The sequence below is a fragment of the Methylothermus subterraneus genome, from assembly GCF_054656915.1.
Genome location: NZ_BAAHXK010000006.1, coordinates 63,135 through 83,556, shown reverse-complemented (window position 1 = coordinate 83,556; position 20,422 = coordinate 63,135). Strand labels below are relative to the sequence as shown.

The window sequence follows — 20,422 nt, the reverse complement described above, 5'->3', positions numbered from 1 at the left end:
GCTCAATTTAAGTTTTTTTCGCTTGCGTTTTCTTCACTTGCCGGTCCAAAGCTTCGGCGATCCCCGCCAGAAAACCGCTGGTAATGGCCGCCAGCCGTACGGCGGACGTGCGGGCCGCATCTAAGCCGGCCTTGACCCCCCATTGGCCAGCCTCCTGAAGCTTGCGCGGCAGGGTCTGCATGACCTCGGCTAGGTACTCGCCCACCGCGGTGCCGCTGTGGTGGGCATGCCGAAGGAGATCGGCGAGGATTTCTCCCGCTTGGGCGCTACCCTTTTGCGCCACTTCGGCCAAGGTGTCGAGATAAAGCTTTTCCAGCTCGAGCAGCTGGTCGAACGCGCCTTTGATCTCTTGCTCGGTAAATTCGTCGGCGCGGCTGGCCGCTTCCTCCAGGGCCAATTTGGACGCCTCGGCGGCTTTGACCAAACCTTCCTCCAGACCTTTGACCGCCTCTTCCAACGCCTCGCGGGCACGGCTGCCATGAATTGCGATTCCCTCGCTGGCGCCTTGCAGGACGGTCTCAATGATCGCTTTCACCTGAGCGGCATCCAGTTTGCCCTCGGCCAGCGCCTCGACGGTCAACCGGCGAACCTTCTCCCGAATCGCTTCTTCGCTCGCGACGGCTTCTTGAACCGAAGCTTTGAGCTGTTCATTCTCTTCAACGCGCGTCTCCGCCTTGGACTCGCCTTGCGCTTGACCGTCGGCTGGTAAATCGCCTGAATGCATACCTTCCTCCGTAAAAATATTCGTCTCCCGCTATAGTCGCCAAAACCTAGGCAAACTGCAAGCGTTCTAGGTGCCAAAGCCGCTCATTCCAGCTAAAATATTTAGACTTAAACCTCTACATTCCAGAATTTATGTTGAAACACAGCCGGTATCGGCGCATCCTCGGCGCTGCCCTGATTGTCTCTGGCGCTTTGCTGATGTGGCTGACCCCGGAGATTTTAGCCGGAACCATCGCGATTTTGCTCGCCTTCGTGTTGGAAATCCTCGGAATTTATTTGGAGCGCCTAGATCGCAAGCGCTTCTGAAAGCGCTTGCGCGATCTTCCTCGCCGTTGGATAATGGCGCCGACTTTGTGTAGCTCCGCCAATTCCAGACCGTTACCATGAGCGACTACCACAGACAGTATCCCCTGCTCAGCCGCATCGACTCCCCGGAAGATTTGCGCCAGTTGGATGAGAAAGACTTAAAGCCGCTGGCGGACGAGGTTCGCCATTACTTGCTCGAGAGCGTCAGCCGCTCCGGCGGTCACTTGGCGGCAGGGCTTGGCACGGTGGAGCTCACCATTGCCTTGCATTACGTGTTCAACACGCCTTACGATCGCCTGGTCTGGGACGTCGGGCATCAGGCCTACCCCCACAAAATCCTCACCGGTCGCCGCGATTTGCTGCCGACTATTCGTAAGCGCGGGGGGCTGGCGCCCTTTCCAAAGCGCGCTGAAAGCCCCTACGACGCTTTTGGAGTCGGCCACTCCAGCACCTCGATCTCGGCGGCTTTAGGGATGGCGATCGCCGCCGCCTTGGACGGGCGCGAGCAACGGGCGATCGCGATCATCGGCGACGGTGGGCTGACCGGCGGGATGGCGTTTGAAGCCCTCAACCACGCCGGCGCCTTAGACGCCAATTTGCTCGTGATCTTAAACGACAACGAGATGTCGATCTCCCCTAACGTCGGGGCGCTCACCAACTATCTGGCCAAGATCCTGTCCAGCAAGCTCTACACCACCGTGCGCGAGGGGAGTAAGCTGATCTTAAAGCGCATCCCGGAAGTCTGGGAGCTGGCCCGCCGCGCTGAGGAACACGTCAAAGGGATGGTCGCCCCCGGCACCTTGTTCGAGGAATTGGGTTTTAACTACATCGGCCCCATCGACGGCCACGATTTGGACACCTTGATCGCTACTTTAAAAAACCTTCGGGAGCTCAAAGGCCCCCAGTTTCTGCATGTGATCACCAAAAAAGGCAAGGGGTATCTGCCGGCCGAACGCGACCCTGTCGCCTATCACGGGGTTGCGCCGTTTGACCCAAACCGGGAAACCCTGACCAAAGCGCCTTCCCAAGGTATGACCTACACCCAGGTGTTCGGCCAATGGCTGTGCGATATGGCCGAGCGCGAGCCCAAACTCATCGGCATTACCCCCGCTATGCGCGAAGGTTCGGGGCTAGTGGAATTCTCCGAACGCTTCCCAAACCGCTATTTCGACGTCGGGATCGCCGAACAACACGCCGTTACTTTGGCGGCCGGGCTGGCCTGTGAAGGCTACAAACCGGTGGTGGCCATCTATTCCACTTTCCTGCAGCGCGGTTACGATCAGCTGATCCACGACGTGGCTCTGCAAAACCTTCCGGTATTATTCGCCATTGACCGCGCCGGGCTGGTAGGGCCGGACGGGCCAACCCACGCCGGCAGTTTCGACTTAAGCTTTCTGCGCTGCATCCCTAACCTAATAGTGATGGCGCCGGCCGATGAGAACGAATGCCGAAAAATGCTGACCACCGGCATCGAATGCGGCCGACCTGCCGCGGTCCGCTACCCGCGCGGGACCGGCCCAGGCGTTAAAGTGGAGCGTGACCTGACCCCTCTGCCCATCGGCAAGGGTGAAATTCGCCGCTACGGTAAGAAAATCGCCATTTTGGCCTTTGGCTCTATGCTCGCCCCCGCGTTGGAGGCTGCCGAGGCGCTGGATGCAACAGTGGCCAACATGCGCTTTATTAAACCGCTGGATGAGGCGCTGATTTTGGAACTGGCCCGCGATCACTCGTACTTGGTGACGGTGGAAGAGAACACCGTCCTAGGAGGCGCAGGCAGCGGGGTGAGCGAGTGCCTTGCCGCCCATCGCTGCCTCGTACCGATTCTTCACCTCGGGTTGCCGGATCGCTTCCTAGAACACGGCAGCCGCGAAGAGCTCCTAGCCGAAGCTGGCCTCGACGCGCGCGGCATCCGCCTGCAAATTGAGCGCTTTTTGAAGCAAAATCAGCCCCTCAAAGTCATCGCATGAACGGCTTCGATTGGCAAGCCAAGCTTAGGCAAAAAATCCGCACTATCCCGGATTTCCCAGGACCTGGGATTCAGTTCAAGGACATCACTCCCCTGGTACGCGACCCGGCTGCGCTCAGGCTGGCCGTTCATCAGCTCATTCACCCGTTTGTTGGCGCGCCCATCACCGCCGTCGCCGGCATGGAAGCGCGTGGATTTATCTTTGGCAGCCTGGCGGCGTGGGAACTCGGGGTAGGGTTCGTGCCGCTGCGCAAACCCGGCAAGCTCCCTTACGATGTGCAAAGCGTTTCTTACACCTTGGAGTACGGCGAAGCCGCCCTAGAGGCCCACATCGACGCTGTTGGTCCAGGCGACTCAGTACTGCTCGTGGACGATCTTTTGGCCACCGGCGGCACCGCTCAGGCCAGCGGTGAACTGGTAACGCGCTTAGGAGCGCAAGTCTTTGCCTTCGCGTTCGTGATCGAGTTGGGCGCGCTCAAAGGCCGTCAGAAGCTGGCTGGCTATTTAGTCCACAGTTTGCTTGTCCTCTAGCTTGGCTGCTCTGCCGTACACCCGCCCTTTCCAGCGGCTGCGCTCGCCTCGCCAGTAACGCCGCGCCGAATCCCAGGTCATCAGAAGATACAAAGTGCTCACGGCGGGCAAGACCAGCCCCAACGCCCACGGCAGGCGATAGAAACCCAAGACGGGTCGGTAAGAAAGCAGCATCATCCCCAAACTCGCCGCACCTAGCCACCAAAATTTAGCCTGGAACAACGCCATCACCGGCACCCAGGCCAACAACCCAAGCACCGCCGTGCACAAAGCCAAAAGCCCAATGGAGTAGCGCAGCTGCGTGAAAGCGGTACGCGCTACCATATCCCAAACGGCGTTCAACCGAACATAGCGGCGCTGACTGAGCACGCCGTGGGAAAGACCAAGCCAAGTGGAATAGCCTTGGCGCTTGACGCGCTTGGCCAAGGTGCAATCGTCGATCAAAGCGTCTTTCAGGCTGGCAAACGCCCCGCACTGCTTAAGCACCTCGGTTTTGGTCAGGATACAACCGCCGGCAGCCGCCGCTACCCGGCTCGTTCTTGAATTGGCTAAGGAAAAGGGATAAAGCAGCTTAAAGAAATACACAAACGCCGGCAAAAGCAGCTTTTCCCAGAAGCTTTCGGTCTTAAGCTGGGCCATGATCGAGACGAAATCCAAACGCTCGCGCGCCATCTTGGCAAGCAGCGCGGCCAGCATCCCAGGTTCGAGCCGGATATCGGCATCGAGCAGCAGCACTTTCTCTGTCTCCACGCATTTTAGGCCCTGCTCTAAGGCCCAAAGCTTGCCGCTCCAGCCCGGGGGAAGCGGTTTTCCCGTAAGGACGGTCAAGGCCAAATTCGGCGCTTTACGAGCGATGGCCGCGGTGTCGTCTTCGGAGTTATCGTCCACGACGATGACCTTCAGGCCGGGAGCTTGAGCGGCCAGCGCCGCAAGCGTTGCGGCCAGGCAGTCGGCCTCGTTGCGGGCCGGGATCAGAACGGTGAGGTCGTGATAAGGGCAACTTGCGCGGCAGTCGGGTTCTAAGACTTCGCGAATGCGCCATGGCTGCCACGGCAGAATCAAAATCCCCGCCCACAGACAAGCAGCCCCCGCTGCCAAGAGATCCAACCAATCCATGGAAGCGAAATCTGCGTCTACTCGACGGCTTCGGCCGGTTTGGGCAGCGGCTGTTCCTTTTGCAAGTAAGCTGGGATGGGCTCGGGCGCCATCGGCCCAGAAGTGCGCGGTCCAAACCAAGCCACCCAGGCCGCTTTCAGCGGATGGGCTAGAGTGTCTGCCACCGCCGTAGGCTCATAGCCGCAGTGCGCCATGCAGTTGGCGCATTTGGGGTGATTGGCAGTGCCGTATTTTTCCCACGGCGTGGTTTCCATAAGCTCCTTAAAGCTCTTTGCGTATCCTTCATCGGCTAAGAAATAGCAAGGCTTTTGCCAGCCGAACACGTTGCGGGTGGGATTGCCCCAAGGCGTACAGGCATAGGCCCGGTTACCGGCTAAGAAATCCAGATAAAAACCGGAGTGATTCAGGCGCCACTTTTTTCTACCCCGCTGCTTGCCTAGCCGAAACAAGCGCCGGAACAATTCCTTGGTCTCGGGATTGCGGATGAATACGTCCTGGCGCGGTGCCCGCTCGTATTGGAACCCGGGCGAGATGGTCACCGCTTCTACCCCCAGGTCCATGCAGAAATCCAGAAACTCGGCGATCTCTTCGGCGCTTTCGCCCTGGAACAGGGTGCAATTGACCGTCACCCGAAACCCTCGCGCCAAAGCTTCGCGAATCGCCTCGACGGCTCGCTCGAACACGCCTTCTTGACAGACCGAAGCGTCGTGGCGCGCCTTTAGGCCATCCAAGTGCACGGAGAAGGTCAGATAAGGAGAGGGCGTATAATCTTTTAAGCGCTTTTTCAACAGCAGGGCGTTGGTGCATAGATAGACGAATTTTTTGCGCCTTACGATCCCTTCGACGATTTTGGGCATGTCTTTGTGGAGCAAAGGCTCACCGCCAGGAATGGAGACCACCGGCGCACCGCACTCATCTACCGCTTGCAAGCATTCCTCGACGCTCAGCCGCTTTTTTAAGATCTCGTCGGGATGGTCGATCTTGCCGCATCCGGCACAGGCTAAATTGCACTGAAACAAGGGTTCCAGCATCAAAACCAAGGGATAACGGCGCTCGCCTTTGAGTTTCTTGCTCAAAAGATACCGGGCAATCGCAAGCTTTTGTCGCAAAGGAATGCTCATCGTCCCTCTCCTTGTAAATTTTTGATTTGGCGTATTCTTGACTATTTAGCTTTGTTTTAACGCCAAAGGCAAGCCTTTCGTCGCAAACAAGCTTTTTGTTGTCAAAAAGCTACAAATTTCTAAAATCAGCCCCAACAACCTGGGCAGTAGTTTAATAGATTAGGTGAAAATACAACAGCAACTTGACGATCTGGGCCCAAAATCCATAGAATTGGTCTCAATTTTTGCCTAAGTTACCACCACAGCGCCGCGAGCTCGTCTTTGCTTAATGGGGAAAGCTTTTAATGAGAAATTTAATCTCTGCCACCTGCGAAGACCTTGACGCGCTTACCGATTCCGCCTTCCAGGCGCGTTTCCTCGACGGTGTCTCGCGCACTTTTGCGCTGACTATCCCTCGATTGCCAGAGCCCGTCCACCAGGTAATCGCCAACGGCTACCTTTTGTGCCGGATCGTCGACACCATCGAAGACGAGGCGACCCTCGACCGCGCCGCCAAACGGCGTTTCTGCGAGCGCTTCGTGGAGGTGGTCCAAGGCCGGCAAAACGCGGCGGAATTTGCGCAGGAGTTTGCCGCCCGCCTCTCGAACCGCACTCCTTTGGCCGAGCGCGAACTGATCCAGGCCATTCCGCGGGTGATTGCCATCACTCACAAATTCTCTCCCGCCGACCGTGAGGCCCTAGCTCGTTGCGTGGCGATCATGAGCCACGGCATGGCCGATTTTCAAGATCAGGATTTACGCGCCGGGCTGGCGACGCTGGCGGATCTGAACCGGTATTGCTATTACGTGGCGGGCGTAGTGGGGGAAATGCTGACTCAGGTGTTTTGCCACCACTTTCCGGCCATGGCCAAGCACGAAGAGCGCCTGCTCGAGCTTGCGGTCTCGTTCGGCCAGGGGTTGCAAATGACCAACATTCTCAAGGATGTGTGGGACGACCGAGAGCGCGGTGTGTGTTGGCTGCCTCGCGATATTTTTCTAGCCCACGGGTATGAGCTTAACAATCTCCGTCCCGGCCACCGCGATCCGGCTTTTGTCGCCGGCCTGCGCGAGTTGATCGCCATCGCCCACGGCCACCTGCGCAACGCCTTGGAATACACCTTGTTGATTCCTAACTCGGAAACCGGCCTGCGCGATTTCTGTTTGTGGGCGCTGGGGATGGCGATCCTGACCCTGCGCAAAATTCACCGCCACCCGTACTTTAGCCGCTCCGCCGAAGTCAAGATTTCGCGCCGCAGCGTCAAGGCGGTGATCCTCATCACGCATCTTAGCCATCGCCACAACGAGCTGCTGAGGTGGTTGTTTGGGTTGGCCGGCTCCGGTTTGCCCGGCCCGGCGCCTGCAGAACAGCTCGCGCTCAGTCCACCGCAGACGGCAACGTAAATCTTTTTTCTTTCAAGACAACCATCCGAAGGAGGCCAAATCGATGACTCAACCATCCGCATTGACGAGTTTGTCGCAAGCAAACTCCGATCGCAAACAAAACCGGCTGGATCGCGCCATCGCCAAGGCCCAAAGCGCTCTGCTGCAGCGCCAGCATCCCGAAGGTTATTGGGTATTCGAGCTGGAAGCCGACTGCACGATTCCGGCCGAATATATCCTGATGATGCACCACATGGACGAAGTGGACGAAATCTTGCAAGCCAGGCTGGCCAATTATCTGCGCGCCAAGCAACAGGAAGACGGCAGCTGGCCGCTGTACACCGGCGGGCGCGGCAACTTAAGTTGCTCGGTCAAAGCGTATTACGCGCTCAAGCTGGCTGGAGACAGTCCGTCCGCCCCCCATATGCAGAAAGCAAGAGAATTCATCCTCTCTCAAGGAGGGGCAGCCAAAGCCAACGTCTTCACCCGCATCTTGCTTGCCTTTTTCCAGCAAATCCCCTGGCGCGGCATACCGTTCATCCCGGTAGAAATCATGCTGCTTCCTCGCTGGTTCCCTTTCCATCTCGAGAAAGTGGCGTATTGGTCGCGCACGGTGATGGTGCCTCTGTCCATCTTGTACTCGCTCAAGGTCAAGGCGAAAAATCCCAAAAACGTCGATATTCGCGAGCTGTTCGTCACGCCGCCGGAGCAGGAAAGGGGTTATTTCTCCCACGTCCGAACTCCCTTGGGGAAGTTCGTTTTGGCCTTGGAAAGAATCGGGTTGAAGCTGGAGCCTTGGATTCCTTTCCGCATTCGCCAACGGGCGCTGGAAAAAGCGCTCGCCTGGGTGACCGAGCGCTTAAACGGCGAGGACGGCCTGGGTGGAATCTTCCCCGCGATGGTCAACGCCTACGAGGCGATGGAAGCGCTTGGGATCCCGCCCGAAGATCCGCGTCGCCAAATCGCCAAACAAGCGCTCAAAAAGCTTTTGCTGCACCGAGATCACGAGTCTTACTGCCAACCCTGTCTGTCTCCGGTATGGGACACGGGCCTGAGCCTGCTCGCCCTCCAAGAGGTCCAGCGCGGCGAAGACGACCCCAAAGTCGCCGCGGCGATCGACCGCGCCTTAGATTGGCTGGTAAGCAAGCAGCTCCGCGACCAGCCGGGCGACTGGCAGGCAAAGAGGCCGCATCTGGAAGGCGGCGGCTGGGCGTTCCAATTCAACAACTCCTATTACCCGGATGTGGACGACACCGCCGTGGTCGCCTATAGCCTATTAAACAGCGATCGACCCGAACACCGCGAAGCGGCCCTCCGGGCGGTGCGCTGGATCGCCGGCATGCAGTCGAAAAACGGCGGTTGGGGCGCCTTTGATCCGGATAATACCTATTATTATTTGAACCAAATTCCTTTTGCCGACCACGGCGCCTTGCTCGATCCTCCTGAGGCCGACGTCAGCGCCCGCTGCGTCATGCTGCTTTCGGCGGCGGGCAAAGCCGTCCCCTATTTCCGCGAAGTCGCCAAACGCGGGCTAGACTTCCTCTGGCGCCAGCAGGAAGCGGACGGCAGTTGGTTCGGACGCTGGGGGAGCAACTATATTTACGGCACCTGGTCGGTGCTGATGGGATTGGAGCATTACGGCGTTCCCAAAGACGACCCGCGGGTGCTTCGCGCCGTAGCTTGGCTCAAAAGCGTCCAGCGCGAAGACGGCGGCTGGGGAGAAAGCAACGACAGCTACGAAGACCGCCACAACCCCTCCCTCCGTGGCCGTTTTCATACCAGCCTGGCTTGTCAGACCGCTTGGGCGCTTCTGGCCCTGATGGCGGCGGGCGAAACCCAAAGCGAGGCAGTGCAGCGGGGCATCGATTTTCTGCTGCGCACGCAGCAAGAAGACGGCTTCTGGCGGGATGAATACTTCAACGCTCCGGGTTTCCCGCGGGTCTTTTACCTGAAGTATTACGGCTACGACAAATTCTTTCCGCTCTGGGCCCTCGCTCGCTACCGCAACGAAACAAAACGCCTGTGTTAGGGATCGTCGTTGCCCTCCCGGACGAGAGCCTAAGCCTTTGCCCCAAGCGTATCCCGATCGGCCAGTCGCTGGCGCTCTCACCCCGGATTCAAGTTCGGGTGGCGGGCATGGGGCCTTCACGGGCGCAAGCGGCGGCGGAAGACTTGTATCGAGCCGGCGCTCGCGCCCTCCTCAGCTGGGGGTGTGCGGCCGCGCTCGAGTCGGGGCTGGCTGCAGGAACGCTGCTGCTGCCCCAAGGCTTTGTTTTCCCCCATGGCCCAATCTCGTTCCTTGCCGATCTTGGATGGTGGTCGCACTTGCACCGGATTCTCGCCGGCGTGCGGCCCCTCGTTACCGCCCCTTTGGCCGGGAGCGATCGCGTGCTCGCAACTTTGGCCCACAAACGGGCGCTGCATAAGGCAACCGGCGCGGCGGCAGCGGACATGGAGAGCGCTTTTCTCGCCGGTTGGGCGGCAGAACGGCGTCTGCCTTTCCTCGCAGTAAGGGCCATCGCGGACACGGCCACCACTCCTGTGCCCAAAGCGATTTTAACCGCCGACGACGGCCGGGGAGGGATCTCATTGCCGAAGCTTGGGCTCGGACTGCTGCGCCAGCCTCGTCAGATCAAAGAAGCGATCGCTTTGGGGCGAAAATTCCGCGCCGCCCACGCCCGTCTGGCCCAGGCCGCGCAGTGCCTTCTTCCTCAAGGTTTCGGCCTGCCGTGTTAAAGCCTCTCCAACAGCTCGCCTGTAGGCTTTTAGCTCACCCGTTTTGGATTCTGGCGGCGTTGACTCTAGGAGCCGCTGCGAGCGGCTATTACGCGGCCCGGCAGCTTGAGGTGGAAACGAGCACCGAAAAGATGCTCGATCCATCCTTACCCTTCATTCAACAGCGCCACCGCGTCGAAACGCTGTTTCCCCAGGATAAAAACGCGATCGTGCTGTTGGTGCGCTCGGCCGTACCGGAGGCAAGCGAAAACGCAACTCGCCGCTTAGGAACCGTCCTGGCCGCGCACCCCGAAGCCATCGCCTCGGTGTACTCTCCCACCGTGCATCCGTTTTTTGACCGCCAAGGGCTTTTATATTTAGACACTGCAGAACTTGAGCGTTTGGGAAGCGATCTCGCCCAGGCCCAACCGTTCATCGCCAGACTCTACGAAGACTTTCGCCTAGGCAGCCTGCTGGCCTTGCTCGTAAAAGCCTTGGATTATCAGGAGCGCTTGCCGGTCGCCTTAGATCCCATCGCGGTCCAGATTAGCCAAGCGTTAGAGGCCGCCCTTACCGGGCAGCCCTATCTTCTGTCGTGGCAGAATTTGATGTTTGCCCCCAAACAGGCGATAGGCCATACCCTGCATTTCATTATCGTCTCGCCGGTGCTCGATTTTACCCACGTCCTGCCGGCGGAGAAACCTATCGCCGTGATCCGCGAAGCCATCGCTCAGGTTAAGGAAGCGTATGGGGTTCCGGTAGAAATCAAGATGACGGGCGAGCCGGTCTTAGAGCACGAGGAGCTCTTGAGCATCACGCAGGGCACCGAGTTTGCCAGCATTCTCTCCTTGGCGCTCGTGTGCTTGGCGCTTTGGATCGGTTTCCGCTCTTTTAAACTTACCGCGGCGGCCTTGTTCGCGCTGGGTTTGGGGCTTTCCTACTCGCTCGGTTTTGCCGCGCTCGCCGTAGGAAAACTCAACCTTATCTCCATTGCCTTTGCGGTGCTCTACATCGGCATGGGGGTAGATTACGCCACGTACCTGATCCTGCGCTACCGCGAATACCTGCTCGAGCAACTGCCTCCGCCAGCTGCCTTACGCCAAAGCTTAAGCACCGTCGCGCCGACCTTGTTCCTGTGCGCGTTGACTACGGCACTGGGGATGTTCGGCTTTGTCTTTACCCCCTACCGGGGAGTGGCAGAACTTGGGATCATCGCCGGCTCCAGCATGTTTATCGTAGTTTTTGTCACCTTGACGGCGCTGCCGGCTTGGCTGTGCTTTCTGCAGATCAAGCCGTCCACCGTCTGGATCAGGCGCCAGAGCATGTTCCTTCCACCTGCGCTTGCCCTCCTCCCTGAACGCCGCGCGCCCTGGATCAAAAAACTTAGCTTTTTTGCCGTGCTTGCCGCCTTAGGGGGGTTGTGCGCCGTGGAAGTCGATTTCAATCCAGTCAACCTGCGCGATCCAAACTCAGAGTCGGTGCGCACCTTCAAAGAGCTCTTGGCGACTAAGGAAACCTCCCCCATGTTTCTCACCAGCTTAAGCGAAGGGGAAGCGCAAGCGGCAGCGCGCAAACGGCAGCTAGAAAGCCTAGAAGAAGTCGAGGCGGCGGTTTCGGTCTTCGATTTAGTCCCTTCCGATCAGGAAGACAAGCTTGCCAACATTGAGGAATTGGCCTTGTTGCTCGGCCCCCAGTTCGAGCGTCCCCTGACCCTTAAGCCTGGCGCTACCGCGCTCGCCGAGCTGGAACAGTTCCGCCTTCAAATTAGCCGGCAAGAAGGCGCTTTGAGTCCTAAGGCGCGCGGCGAGCTTTTGACCGCCTTAGAGCATTTCGTCGGCCGCTGCCGGCAGCTTTCGACCGCCCAGTGCCGCGGCTTGATCGACCGCCTGCAGTTCAGCGTGCTCGCTACTTTCCCCCAAGTGATGGAAAAACTGCAGCTTGGGCTAAAAGCCCAGGCTTTCGGCGTGGAAGACCTACCCCAAGACTTGCGCGCGCGCTGGATAGCAAACGGTATTTACCGCATCGACGTGTTTCCTGCCAAAGATATGAACGCGCTCCAAAACGTACGCGAGTTTGTCCAAAAAGTGCGCGCGGTCGACCCCGAAGTCACCGGCCTGCCCTTAGTCTATATCGAATCGATGCGCGTCATGCTAGGCGCGTTTTTTAAGGCGTTCGCTCTCGCCATCGCGTTCATCGCGGCGCTGCTTTACCTGCTGTTGCGCCGCGCGAGCGAGGTGTTTTTAGTTCTGCTGCCTTTGGTCTTGGCCTCGGTCTTTACTGCGGCCCTGACCTCACCCTTAGGACAAGCGTTCAATTACGCCAACGTCATCGCCTTGCCGCTCCTGTTTGGGCTCGGGGTAAACTACGGCGTGTATATGGTCCACCGCATGCGCCAACTGCCGCCGGACCGGCCGGTCTTGACCACGAGCACCGCGCGAGGGATATTTTTCAGCGCCTTAACTACTTTGGCCAGCTTTGTCAGCCTCGCTTTGGTCTCTCACGCCGGCATCGCCAGCATCGGCAAGCTTTTAGGGCTCGGCTTGACGTTGACGCTCGCCTGCACTTTCTTTATCTTGCCGGCGTTTGCCGGCGGTTTGATCCAGAGGAACCCATCATGACGCTTTCCATCGCTGAACTCTTGCAAACCCACCGTGGAGAGAATTTTTCCCTCCACGAGCGTTTTTTAAATTCCCAGATGGTCAAGGTCTTAAAGACCATCGGCTACGATCGGGTTTACACCAAGGCCCAAGGGCCGTACCTGTACGACGATCAGGGCAACGAGTACCTCGATCTTCTGAGCGGCTTTGGCGTGTTCGCGTTGGGCCGCAATCACCCTAAAGTTAAGGCCGCGCTCTTGGAAGTCCTCGCCGACGACCTTCCCGACCTGGTGCAGATGGACGTCTCCTTGCTGGCCGGCCTGCTCGCTCAAAAGCTGATCCAGAACACGCCCGAGCCGCTGACGCGGGTGTTTTTCTGCAATTCCGGGGCCGAAGCCGTGGAGGCGGCGATCAAATTTGCCCGCTACACCACCGGCAGAAGCCGCATCCTCTACTGCCACCACGCCTTCCACGGCCTGACCATGGGCGCGCTGTCGCTCAACGGCGAGCCCATCTTCCGCCAAGGCTTTGGGCCGTTGCTGCCCGACTGCGAGGCGGTTCCGTTCAACGATCTTAAAGCGCTGGAACGCGCGCTCCAAGAGCGCGAAACCGCCGCCTTCATCGTCGAGCCGATCCAGGGCAAGGGGGTCAATCTTCCCGCCGACGATTACCTCCCCGAAGCGGCCCGCCTGTGCCGCAAATACGGCGCGCTGTTTGTCGCCGACGAGGTCCAGACGGGTCTAGGCCGCACCGGGCGGCTTTGGGCCGTGGAGCACTGGGGGGTGGAACCGGACATGCTGCTGATGGCCAAAGCCCTCTCGGGTGGATTCGTCCCCGTGGGCGCGGTGGCGATGACCGCGCGCATCATGGACAAGGTTTTCAACCGCATGGATCGGGCCGTGGTCCACGGCTCGACCTTCTCCAAGAACAACTTGGCGATGGCGGCAGGGCTGGCTTTCTTTACCGTGCTCGAAGAAGAAGACCTCATCGCCAACGCCGCCCGCCAGGGCCAGGCCTTGCTCGAAGGACTTTCGGCCTTGGTGGACAAATACGAGTTTCTCCAGGAGGTACGCGGCAAGGGGCTGATGCTGGCTTTGGAGTTCGGCAAACCCCAAAGCTTCAAATTAAAAGCCGCGTGGAGCCTTTTGGAGACGGCTAACAAAGGCTTGTTCAGCCAGATGATCACCATTCCCTTGTTCAAGCGCCACCGGATCTTGAGCCAAGTGGCAGGACACGGCATGAACGTGGTGAAGTTCCTGCCGCCTTTGGTGATCGGCGCCAAAGACGTGGCCTGGATCGTCAACGCCTGCGACCAGGTGCTGGCCGATTGCCACCAGGTCCCCGGCGCGATCTGGGATCTTGGCAAAACCTTAGCCGGCCATGCCTTAAAAGCTAAACAAACCGCTTAAATCTTCAGGTGCAGCCGATGCCTCGTTCTCTCGCGTCTTTGATCGTTCTGAGCTTGGCCTTTCTGGCAAATTTCGTTTCCGCCCACGCGGTGATCGTCCGCTCCACTTTGCATACCCACCCCCCTTTGCCTAATCAGGCAAGTTCGGTCACTTTACGCTTTAACTCCGATATTGAAACCAAGCTCTCCCAAGCCCTTTTGGTGACCCAAGGCGACCGCAAACGGCCCCTCCCCTCCCGGCCCGGCACAGCCCGCGGGGAAATCGTGGTGGACCTTCCTCCCCTGCCTCCCGGCGAATACGCCTTGCAGCTCAAAGTCTTTGCCGCCGACGGCCATCTGACCGAGGAAGTGCTTAAGTTCTTCGTCCACGAGGGAAACTAGCCATGCCTACGCTCGCGGTCGGAGGAATTCAGGGTCTGGCCGATTTTCTCGACGCCTTCATGGGCGGGACCGGGCTGATCAGCTTCTCGATCGCGCTCGGCGCGTTGGTTTGGGGGAGGTTTGCTCTCAAGCCGCTGCTGGCCAAGGAGCAAGGCGCCGGCCTGCTTATCGCGCACAGCCTGCGCTGGCTGTATTTGGGGGCGTTTGCGCTTGCGGCCAGCCACGCCGTGGCCTTGATCGCCAAGGCCTTCGTCCTTAAGGAAACCTTGGGCCACCTGCCGCTTTCGGCTTATCTTGGGACGATCCAGTTCCGCGCCGGTTTTGCGCGGATGATCTTGAGCTTTGCCCTGGGAATCGCAGCCCGCAGGTTGCTCAACGCCCCGCACGATCCCAGGCTATGGCGCTGGATCTTTGGCCTGATGGCAGCGGTCGTCCTCAGCGGGGCGTGGCTCACCCACGCCGTGGGGCGATTTGAGCATCGGGAAATGCTGATGCTGTTCACCCTGATCCATCAGGCCGCCGGGGCCATCTGGTTCGGCGGCGTGGTGCAGTTGCTCGTGCTCTGGCGCACGTCCTACCGTCATCCCCAGCTCCGCCCCTTGTGGCCATGGGCGCTTGCGCGCTTCTCTAAGCTAGGAATTGTGGCAGTTTCTGCCTTGGCGCTCACAGGCCTACCCTTGGCCTTGAACTACGTGGACGATTTTTGCGCCTTGCTTGGCACCGGCTACGGCAGCTTGCTGCTGACCAAAGTCGCGCTGCTTGCGCTCGCTTTGGGATTTGCCTGGATCAACCACCGCAGCGCAACGCGCTGGCAAAGAGGGCAACCCGATCCGCTCTTGTACCGAACCGTGCCGCACCTCATCGAGGCCGAATCTTTCATCCTGGTAAGCCTGCTGTTCGTGGCGGCCACCTTGTCGAGCCAACCGCCGGCGGTGGACATCCCGCAGCTTGTCGCCTCGCCTGGTGAGGTGTGGCAGATGTTCAAGCCCAAATGGCCACAACTTTCCTCCCCCAGCCACGCCGAGCTTCTGATCGGCGAGGCCCAGCGCGCCACCATCGTCGGCAAACAACCGCCCGTGGCAGCCTCCCAATGGTCCAACTTCAACCACAACGTCTCCGGCCTGTTTCTGACCGTCATGGCCGCGGTCGCCCTGTTCGGCTACTTCAGGCCCTCCCGCTGGCCGCATTACTGGCCGGCCGGATTCATCGCGCTGGCGGTCTTTTTGTTCTTCCGCTCCGATGCCCAAGCCTGGCCGCTTGGTCCTATAGGATTTTGGGAGAGCACTTTGGGCGATGGCGAAATCCTCCAGCACCGCATCGCCACGCTTTTGGCCTTTGTCCTAGGGACTTTGGAAATCCGCGCCCGCACTCAGGAGCGCGCCCACAAGCTGCGCTATTTGTTTCCGGTCTTGTGCGCCTTCGGCGGCATTTTGCTGCTCACCCACTCCCACGCTGGCTTTGAGCTAAAGACCGAATACTTGATCCAATCCACCCACACGGTAATGGGTCTGCTCGCCGTGGTCATGGCAGCGGCCCGCTGGTTGGAATTGAAGCTCGAGCCACCGGCGGCCCGCTGGGCTGGGATCACCGCAATGGGAGCGATGGGGCTGATCGGGTTGATTTTGATGTTTTATGATGAGCCTTTGTATTAGCTTTTCTCCTCCAGTTGGCCTTTGGCGTAGTTGGCGATCTTCTCGTCGAGCTTGGCGATTAGGCTTTTGAACCCCTCCCTGGCCAGAATCCCGGAAAACTGCGCACGCTTGAGCGCCAGATCGCTGACGCCATCGTAGCGTACATCGATGATCTTCCAGCCCGCCGGAGTGGGTTTCAAGACGTAGATGAACTGGACGTTCTGCCCGTTGGGCACTTCCAGCAACGCCTTTACCACCTTGAGCTGGGTCCGAAACGGCTCCTCTCCCACAATCTTGAATTGCTCGCCGGCATAATCGTTAAATTCCGCCGCGTAAGCGGCGATGCCAAATTCCGTCATCTTCCGCACGAAGGTCTGTTTTTCTTCAGGAGAAAGCAGCTTCCAATGGGAACCGAGTACATAACGGGAAATCGAGTTAAAATCATAGACCTCTTTGACCACCGCTTCGAGCAGCTTATACCGCCCGGCATAACCCAGCGCCTTGCCCTGCCGCATGGCTTTAAGCAAAGCCCGGTTGAGCTTTGCCACCACCGCCGCCGCTTCTGTGGCTTGCGGCGACTTTTGCGCCGTCTGCTCTCCTGGTTCGGCCCAGATCGTTGGCGGCGTAAAAGCGATCAAGGCGCCCGGCAACACCATCCCCCAGATTTTCAGCCATCGCATCGGACCCTCCTGCATACTGCGCGGTTATTTCAGTGTCTGCCGTATTTTACCTGTTCCTGATCGGGCTTGGGATGCCATGCGATTGCCAGCGCACATCATCGGTTTTGACGACGCCCCCTTTAACCGCAATCACCGCGGCGACGTCCCCGTCGTCGGCGCGATCTTCACCGGCACCCGCCTGGACGGCGTGGTCTGCGGCAAGGTACGCCGAGACGGAGCCAACGCCACCACCCGACTTGCCGGCTTGATCGCCGCCAGCCGTTTCCGGCATCACCTGCAGCTCATCATGCTGCAGGGAATCGCCTTGGCCGGTTTCAACGTAGTCGACATCCAACAGCTGCACCGCGTAACCGGCTTGCCTGTGCTGGTGATCAGCCGCAAGCAACCCAATCTTGCCGCCATCGCCCAAGCCCTTAATAAAGTCCCAGGCGGCCGGCGCAAATGGCAGCGGCTCGCACGAGCAGGCGCACCGGAACCGTTGGCAGGCGTCTGGGTACAACGCGCCGGAATCGACAGCACCGCCGCCACGCAGGTGATCCTCCGCACCGCCCTCCACAGCGCCATCCCCGAACCCTTGCGCACGGCCCACATCATCGCCGGCGGAATCACGGCGATTCAGAGCAAGCATCGGGTCTGATCAGAATTTTGTTTCAAAATAAGAAACTAAATATTATAAAAAACGAAGATTGTGAATTAAGAAGAAAAGCATATAATAACACTCGTGTTTGGTCATCCTGATGGGAGAGCCGCTATGATCACTCCTCTGGAATGGCTACTGCTCACTGCCATTGGATCGACCGTGGTTTTCGCGGTGCTGTTTTGCATCCGCAACTACCGCAGCGTACGTTGACTTCTTCCTCCTCTCGAGTAGCGTAAAACCTCCTTTCTTGACGCTTTGGACCCGCCGCCCGGCGGGTCTTTTTTTTACCTCGCTCCCTCCGCCAACGGCGCAATCCCCACCGCGCGTCGAATCTCGCGCATGAACGGCACCGCGAACGCGCGCGCCTTGGCCGCCCCTGCCTGCAGTTTGCGTTCGATCTCCTCTGGATGCTGCAGCAAGCCCTCATAGCGCTCGCGCGCCTCGCGGAAGTGGGCGTTGAGGTAGTCAAACAAAAACTGCTTCATCTCTCCCCACGCAATTCCCTCCTGGTAGCGGCGGCGCATTTGTTCTACTTCTTCCGCACTGGCAAACGCCTGATAGATGCTAAACAGCGTGCACGTATCGGGATCTTTGGGAGCCTCCGGAGGCAGGGAGTTGGTCTTGATCTTCATGATCAGTTTGCGCAAGGTCTGCTCCGGCGCGAAGATGGGGATCGTGTTGTCGTAGCTTTTGCTCATCTTGCGCCCATCGAGCCCTTTGAGGACGGCGGTTTCTTCTCGGATCATCGCCTCCGGCAGGACAAAATGCTCGCCGTAAAGGTGATTGAAGCGCGCGGCGATATCGCGCGCCATCTCCAGGTGCTGGATCTGATCCTTGCCCACCGGAACTTTTTGCGCTTTAAACAACAAAATATCCGCCGCCATCAGGATAGGGTAGGAATACAGGCCCATGGTAATGCCCTTGTCGGGATCCTGCTCGCCCTTTTCCAAATTTTCGGCCACGGCCGCCTTGTAGGCGTGGGCGCGGTTCATCAGGCCTTTGGCGGTGACGCAGCTCAAAATCCAGGCAAGCTCGGTCACCTCGGGAATGTCGGACTGGCGGTAGAATACCGCGTTGTCGGTATCCAGCCCTAAAGCGAGCCAAGTCGCAGCGATCTCTAGAGTGGATTGGCGGATGCGCTTAGGCTCCTGGCATTTGATCAGGGCGTGATAGTCGGCCAAGAAATAAAACGGCAACACCTTAGGATCGCGGCTGGCCTCGATGGCTGGGCGGATGGCGCCGACGTAGTTGCCAAGATGGGGGGTGCCGGTGGTGGTAATTCCGGTCAGGACGATTTGCTTGTTCATGGATCGCTCTTGGTAGAAACTCCAAGCCATTATAATAAAGCATTTACCTAGCCATTTAGCCGCATGACCTGGAGCATTCACAACGCCAGAGACGTTTACGCTATACGCCACTGGAGCGACGGTTATTTTGACATCGCCGAAACCGGCCATCTCGTAGCCATCCCCTACCGGGACCGCAACCGCGGGCAGGTGGATTTGGTCGAGATCGTCGAGCGGATCGGGCAGGAAGGCTTGTCCTTGCCGATCCTCATCCGTTTTACCGACATCCTGCGCGACCGCGTGCTCCGCCTGTCCGAGGCTTTTGCCGCCGCGCGCGCAGAATACGGCTTTTCGGGGCCATACACGCCGGTCTATCCGATCAAAGTCAACCAGCAGCGCAGCGTAGTCGAAGCCATCCTCCACAGCAAGGTGCCCCGCATCGGGCTGGAGTCGGGCAGCAAACCCGAGCTTCTGGCCCTGCTCGCCCTGGCCCCGCCGGGCACTACGGTGATCTGCAACGGTTACAAAGACCGCGCCTACATCCGCCTGGGACTGATCGGTCAGCGCCTAGGGCTGAACGTATTCAGCGTGGTGGAGAAACCCTCGGAACTCGATCTGATCCTGGAAGAAGCCGAAACCTTAAGGATCGCCCCGCAACTTGGGGTACGCTTGCGCTTGACCTCGGTCGCCGCCGGCAAATGGCAAAACAGCGGCGGAGAAAAAGCCAAGTTTGGTCTGGCCGCAGGCGATGTCCTGGCCCTGGTCGAGACCTTGAAGAAAAGCGGGCGTTTGGACTGGCTCAAGCTGATGCACTTCCACGTCGGCTCTCAGGTCGCCGACATCGACGACTTCAAGGCCGCGCTGCGCGAGGCCGCCCGCTACTACGTCGAGCTGCGAAGATTAGGCGCGCCCATCGCCATCGTCGATGCCGGAGGAGGGCTCGGGGTAGACTACGAAGGCACGCATTCGAACAGCTTCTCCTCTATCAACTACAGTCTGGAAGAATACGCCTGCACCTTAGTGCGCGCCTTGGCCGAGATCTGCGCCGAGGCCGACCTCCCCCATCCGGAAATCATTACCGAATCCGGTCGCGCCCTGACAGCGCACCACGCGGTGCTGGTCACCAACGTCATCGAAGTGGAACAGGTCCACGACTCTCTCCCCGCTCCTGCCCAAGACCTGCCGCCGGTTCTGGCCGACCTGCACCGGGCCCTGGAGCGGCTGGAGCACGATGGACTGCTTAGTACCTATCATGACGCCCAGTTCGACTTGCGCGAGGCGCGCGCCCTATATATCCAGGGCCGACTCTCGCTGGCGCAGCTAGCCGAGGCCGAGCGGCTCAACGCGCTCATCTGCCAGCGCCTGCGCCAGCGCCTAAGCCTTCACCTGCGCGCTCACCGCGAGCTTTTGGACGAACTCAACGACCGCCTCGCCGACAAGGTGTTCTGCAACTTCTCCGTGTTCCAATCGATGCCCGACGCTTGGGCGATTGGGCAGCTCTTCCCCGTTTTACCCTTGCAGCGCCTGAACGAGCCGCCGACCCGGCGCGGGCGGATCATGGATCTCACCTGCGACTCCGACGGCAGCCTAAAATCCTACGTGGATCGCCAAAGCATCGAGTCCACCCTGCCCTTGCACGCCATCCGCCCCGGCGAGCGCTATCTGATCGGCTTCTTCATGGTTGGGGCTTATCAGGAAATCCTCGGCGACATCCACAACCTGTTCGGCGACACCCACTCGGTCAACGTCGAACTCGATGAACACGGCCGCTGGCGCCTGACCATGCCGGCGCGCGGCGATCACGCCGCCGATCTTCTGCGTTACGTCCACATCCCGCCCGAGCACCTGCAGCGCGAATTCCGCAAAAAGCTCGCCCAGCTCGACCTGCCGGCGGCAGAGCGCAAGCTGTTTGAGAACGAACTGGTCTCCGGCCTCAACGGCTATACCTATCTGGAGGAGTAAG

General features: G+C 59.3%; 17 protein-coding genes. 12 read left to right on the top strand and 5 right to left on the bottom strand.

Annotation, left to right across the window (positions count from 1 at the left end):
* Nucleotides 1–7: 7 nt before the first annotated feature.
* Entirely contained in the window at nt 8–724 is a 717-nt protein-coding gene (locus ACYQ3M_RS07010) for a DUF6781 family protein (RefSeq protein ID WP_460035349.1), read from the bottom strand.
* Between the two features lie 131 nt (nt 725–855).
* Here ACYQ3M_RS07010 and ACYQ3M_RS07005 point away from each other — a divergent pair, with 131 nt between their 5' ends.
* The 3 genes from ACYQ3M_RS07005 (at nt 856) to ACYQ3M_RS06995 (ending at nt 3,526) form a co-directional block, all read left to right on the top strand.
* Nucleotides 856–1,029 (top strand): hypothetical protein, encoded by a 174-nt coding sequence (locus ACYQ3M_RS07005; RefSeq protein ID WP_460035348.1) that lies wholly within the window; start codon nt 856–858, stop codon nt 1,027–1,029.
* A gap of 77 nt (nt 1,030–1,106) precedes the next feature.
* Complete coding sequence (gene dxs / locus ACYQ3M_RS07000; RefSeq protein ID WP_460035347.1) at nt 1,107–2,996, top strand: 1-deoxy-D-xylulose-5-phosphate synthase; 1,890 nt, start codon at nt 1,107–1,109, stop codon at nt 2,994–2,996.
* A complete protein-coding gene (locus ACYQ3M_RS06995) occupies nt 2,993–3,526 on the top strand; it encodes an adenine phosphoribosyltransferase (protein WP_460035346.1) in 534 nt (177 codons plus the stop codon). Before dxs ends, ACYQ3M_RS06995 begins: the two co-directional genes overlap by 4 nt.
* Here ACYQ3M_RS06995 and ACYQ3M_RS06990 read toward each other — a convergent pair.
* Both ACYQ3M_RS06990 and hpnH read right to left on the bottom strand, forming a co-directional pair.
* Nucleotides 3,500–4,642, bottom strand: a complete 1,143-nt coding sequence (locus ACYQ3M_RS06990; protein WP_460035345.1) for a glycosyltransferase — start codon at nt 4,640–4,642, stop codon at nt 3,500–3,502. The genes ACYQ3M_RS06995 and ACYQ3M_RS06990 overlap by 27 nt on opposite strands.
* 17 nt (nt 4,643–4,659) lie before the next feature.
* Nucleotides 4,660–5,763 carry an adenosyl-hopene transferase HpnH gene (gene hpnH / locus ACYQ3M_RS06985; protein ID WP_460035344.1) on the bottom strand — a complete coding sequence of 368 codons (1,104 nt, stop codon included), beginning with the start codon at nt 5,761–5,763 and terminating at the stop codon, nt 4,660–4,662.
* 284 nt (nt 5,764–6,047) lie between these two features.
* On the opposite strand from hpnH, the gene ACYQ3M_RS06980 reads away from it, so the two are divergent.
* From ACYQ3M_RS06980 to ACYQ3M_RS06950, 7 genes are read left to right on the top strand one after another with little or no spacing between them, the layout of a single operon-like run.
* Nucleotides 6,048–7,142: a phytoene/squalene synthase family protein gene (locus ACYQ3M_RS06980; protein WP_460035343.1), complete on the top strand. Its 1,095-nt coding sequence runs from the start codon at nt 6,048–6,050 to the stop codon at nt 7,140–7,142.
* 43 nt (nt 7,143–7,185) lie between these two features.
* The gene (gene shc, locus ACYQ3M_RS06975) at nt 7,186–9,150 is read left to right on the top strand and encodes a squalene--hopene cyclase (protein WP_460035342.1); all 1,965 of its coding nucleotides are present in this window, start codon (nt 7,186–7,188) and stop codon (nt 9,148–9,150) included.
* Nucleotides 9,144–9,857, top strand: coding sequence for a phosphorylase family protein (locus ACYQ3M_RS06970; RefSeq protein WP_460035341.1), 714 nt, complete (start codon nt 9,144–9,146; stop codon nt 9,855–9,857). Before shc ends, ACYQ3M_RS06970 begins: the two co-directional genes overlap by 7 nt.
* Entirely contained in the window at nt 9,851–12,454 is a 2,604-nt protein-coding gene (locus tag ACYQ3M_RS06965) for an MMPL family transporter (RefSeq protein WP_460035340.1), read from the top strand. Before ACYQ3M_RS06970 ends, ACYQ3M_RS06965 begins: the two co-directional genes overlap by 7 nt.
* A complete protein-coding gene (locus ACYQ3M_RS06960) occupies nt 12,451–13,842 on the top strand; it encodes an aspartate aminotransferase family protein (protein ID WP_460035339.1) in 1,392 nt (463 codons plus the stop codon). Before ACYQ3M_RS06965 ends, ACYQ3M_RS06960 begins: the two co-directional genes overlap by 4 nt.
* A gap of 17 nt (nt 13,843–13,859) precedes the next feature.
* Nucleotides 13,860–14,222: a copper resistance CopC family protein gene (locus ACYQ3M_RS06955; RefSeq protein WP_460035338.1), complete on the top strand. Its 363-nt coding sequence runs from the start codon at nt 13,860–13,862 to the stop codon at nt 14,220–14,222.
* A gap of 2 nt (nt 14,223–14,224) precedes the next feature.
* Nucleotides 14,225–15,874: a copper resistance D family protein gene (locus tag ACYQ3M_RS06950; RefSeq protein ID WP_460035337.1), complete on the top strand. Its 1,650-nt coding sequence runs from the start codon at nt 14,225–14,227 to the stop codon at nt 15,872–15,874.
* Here the strand turns inward: ACYQ3M_RS06950 and ACYQ3M_RS06945 are convergent.
* Nucleotides 15,871–16,533 (bottom strand): ABC transporter substrate-binding protein, encoded by a 663-nt coding sequence (locus ACYQ3M_RS06945; RefSeq protein ID WP_460035336.1) that lies wholly within the window; start codon nt 16,531–16,533, stop codon nt 15,871–15,873. The genes ACYQ3M_RS06950 and ACYQ3M_RS06945 overlap by 4 nt on opposite strands.
* Before the next feature lie 76 nt (nt 16,534–16,609).
* Between ACYQ3M_RS06945 and ACYQ3M_RS06940 the strand changes: the two genes are divergently transcribed.
* Entirely contained in the window at nt 16,610–17,170 is a 561-nt protein-coding gene (locus tag ACYQ3M_RS06940; RefSeq protein WP_460035335.1) for an endonuclease dU, read from the top strand.
* Nucleotides 17,171–17,457: 287 nt separating this feature from the next.
* Here ACYQ3M_RS06940 and ACYQ3M_RS06935 read toward each other — a convergent pair whose 3' ends face one another.
* The gene (locus ACYQ3M_RS06935) at nt 17,458–18,480 is read right to left on the bottom strand and encodes a tryptophan--tRNA ligase (protein ID WP_460035334.1); all 1,023 of its coding nucleotides are present in this window, start codon (nt 18,478–18,480) and stop codon (nt 17,458–17,460) included.
* 63 nt (nt 18,481–18,543) lie between these two features.
* On the opposite strand from ACYQ3M_RS06935, the gene speA reads away from it, so the two are divergent.
* On the top strand, nt 18,544–20,421 hold the full coding sequence (speA, locus tag ACYQ3M_RS06930) for a biosynthetic arginine decarboxylase (RefSeq protein WP_460035333.1): 1,878 nt from the start codon (nt 18,544–18,546) through the stop codon (nt 20,419–20,421).
* Nucleotide 20,422: the final 1 nt, after the last annotated feature.

Excerpts from the sequence above, each read along its gene's own strand:
- hpnH (WP_460035344.1), bottom strand. The coding sequence starts at position 5,763 with ATGAGCATTCCTTTGCGACAAAAGCTTGCGATTGCCCGGTATCTTTTG.
- ACYQ3M_RS07010 (WP_460035349.1), bottom strand. The coding sequence starts at position 724 with ATGCATTCAGGCGATTTACCAGCCGACGGTCAAGCGCAAGGCGAGTCC.
- speA (WP_460035333.1), top strand. The coding sequence starts at position 18,544 with ATGACCTGGAGCATTCACAACGCCAGAGACGTTTACGCTATACGCCAC.
- ACYQ3M_RS06955 (WP_460035338.1), top strand. The coding sequence starts at position 13,860 with ATGCCTCGTTCTCTCGCGTCTTTGATCGTTCTGAGCTTGGCCTTTCTG.
- ACYQ3M_RS06940 (WP_460035335.1), top strand. The coding sequence starts at position 16,610 with ATGCGATTGCCAGCGCACATCATCGGTTTTGACGACGCCCCCTTTAAC.
- ACYQ3M_RS06935 (WP_460035334.1), bottom strand. The coding sequence starts at position 18,480 with ATGAACAAGCAAATCGTCCTGACCGGAATTACCACCACCGGCACCCCC.
- ACYQ3M_RS06945 (WP_460035336.1), bottom strand. The coding sequence starts at position 16,533 with ATGCGATGGCTGAAAATCTGGGGGATGGTGTTGCCGGGCGCCTTGATC.
- ACYQ3M_RS06950 (WP_460035337.1), top strand. The coding sequence starts at position 14,225 with ATGCCTACGCTCGCGGTCGGAGGAATTCAGGGTCTGGCCGATTTTCTC.
- ACYQ3M_RS06960 (WP_460035339.1), top strand. The coding sequence starts at position 12,451 with ATGACGCTTTCCATCGCTGAACTCTTGCAAACCCACCGTGGAGAGAAT.
- dxs (WP_460035347.1), top strand. The coding sequence starts at position 1,107 with ATGAGCGACTACCACAGACAGTATCCCCTGCTCAGCCGCATCGACTCC.
- ACYQ3M_RS06980 (WP_460035343.1), top strand. The coding sequence starts at position 6,048 with ATGAGAAATTTAATCTCTGCCACCTGCGAAGACCTTGACGCGCTTACC.
- ACYQ3M_RS06995 (WP_460035346.1), top strand. The coding sequence starts at position 2,993 with ATGAACGGCTTCGATTGGCAAGCCAAGCTTAGGCAAAAAATCCGCACT.
- ACYQ3M_RS06990 (WP_460035345.1), bottom strand. The coding sequence starts at position 4,642 with ATGGATTGGTTGGATCTCTTGGCAGCGGGGGCTGCTTGTCTGTGGGCG.
- shc (WP_460035342.1), top strand. The coding sequence starts at position 7,186 with ATGACTCAACCATCCGCATTGACGAGTTTGTCGCAAGCAAACTCCGAT.
- ACYQ3M_RS07005 (WP_460035348.1), top strand. The coding sequence starts at position 856 with ATGTTGAAACACAGCCGGTATCGGCGCATCCTCGGCGCTGCCCTGATT.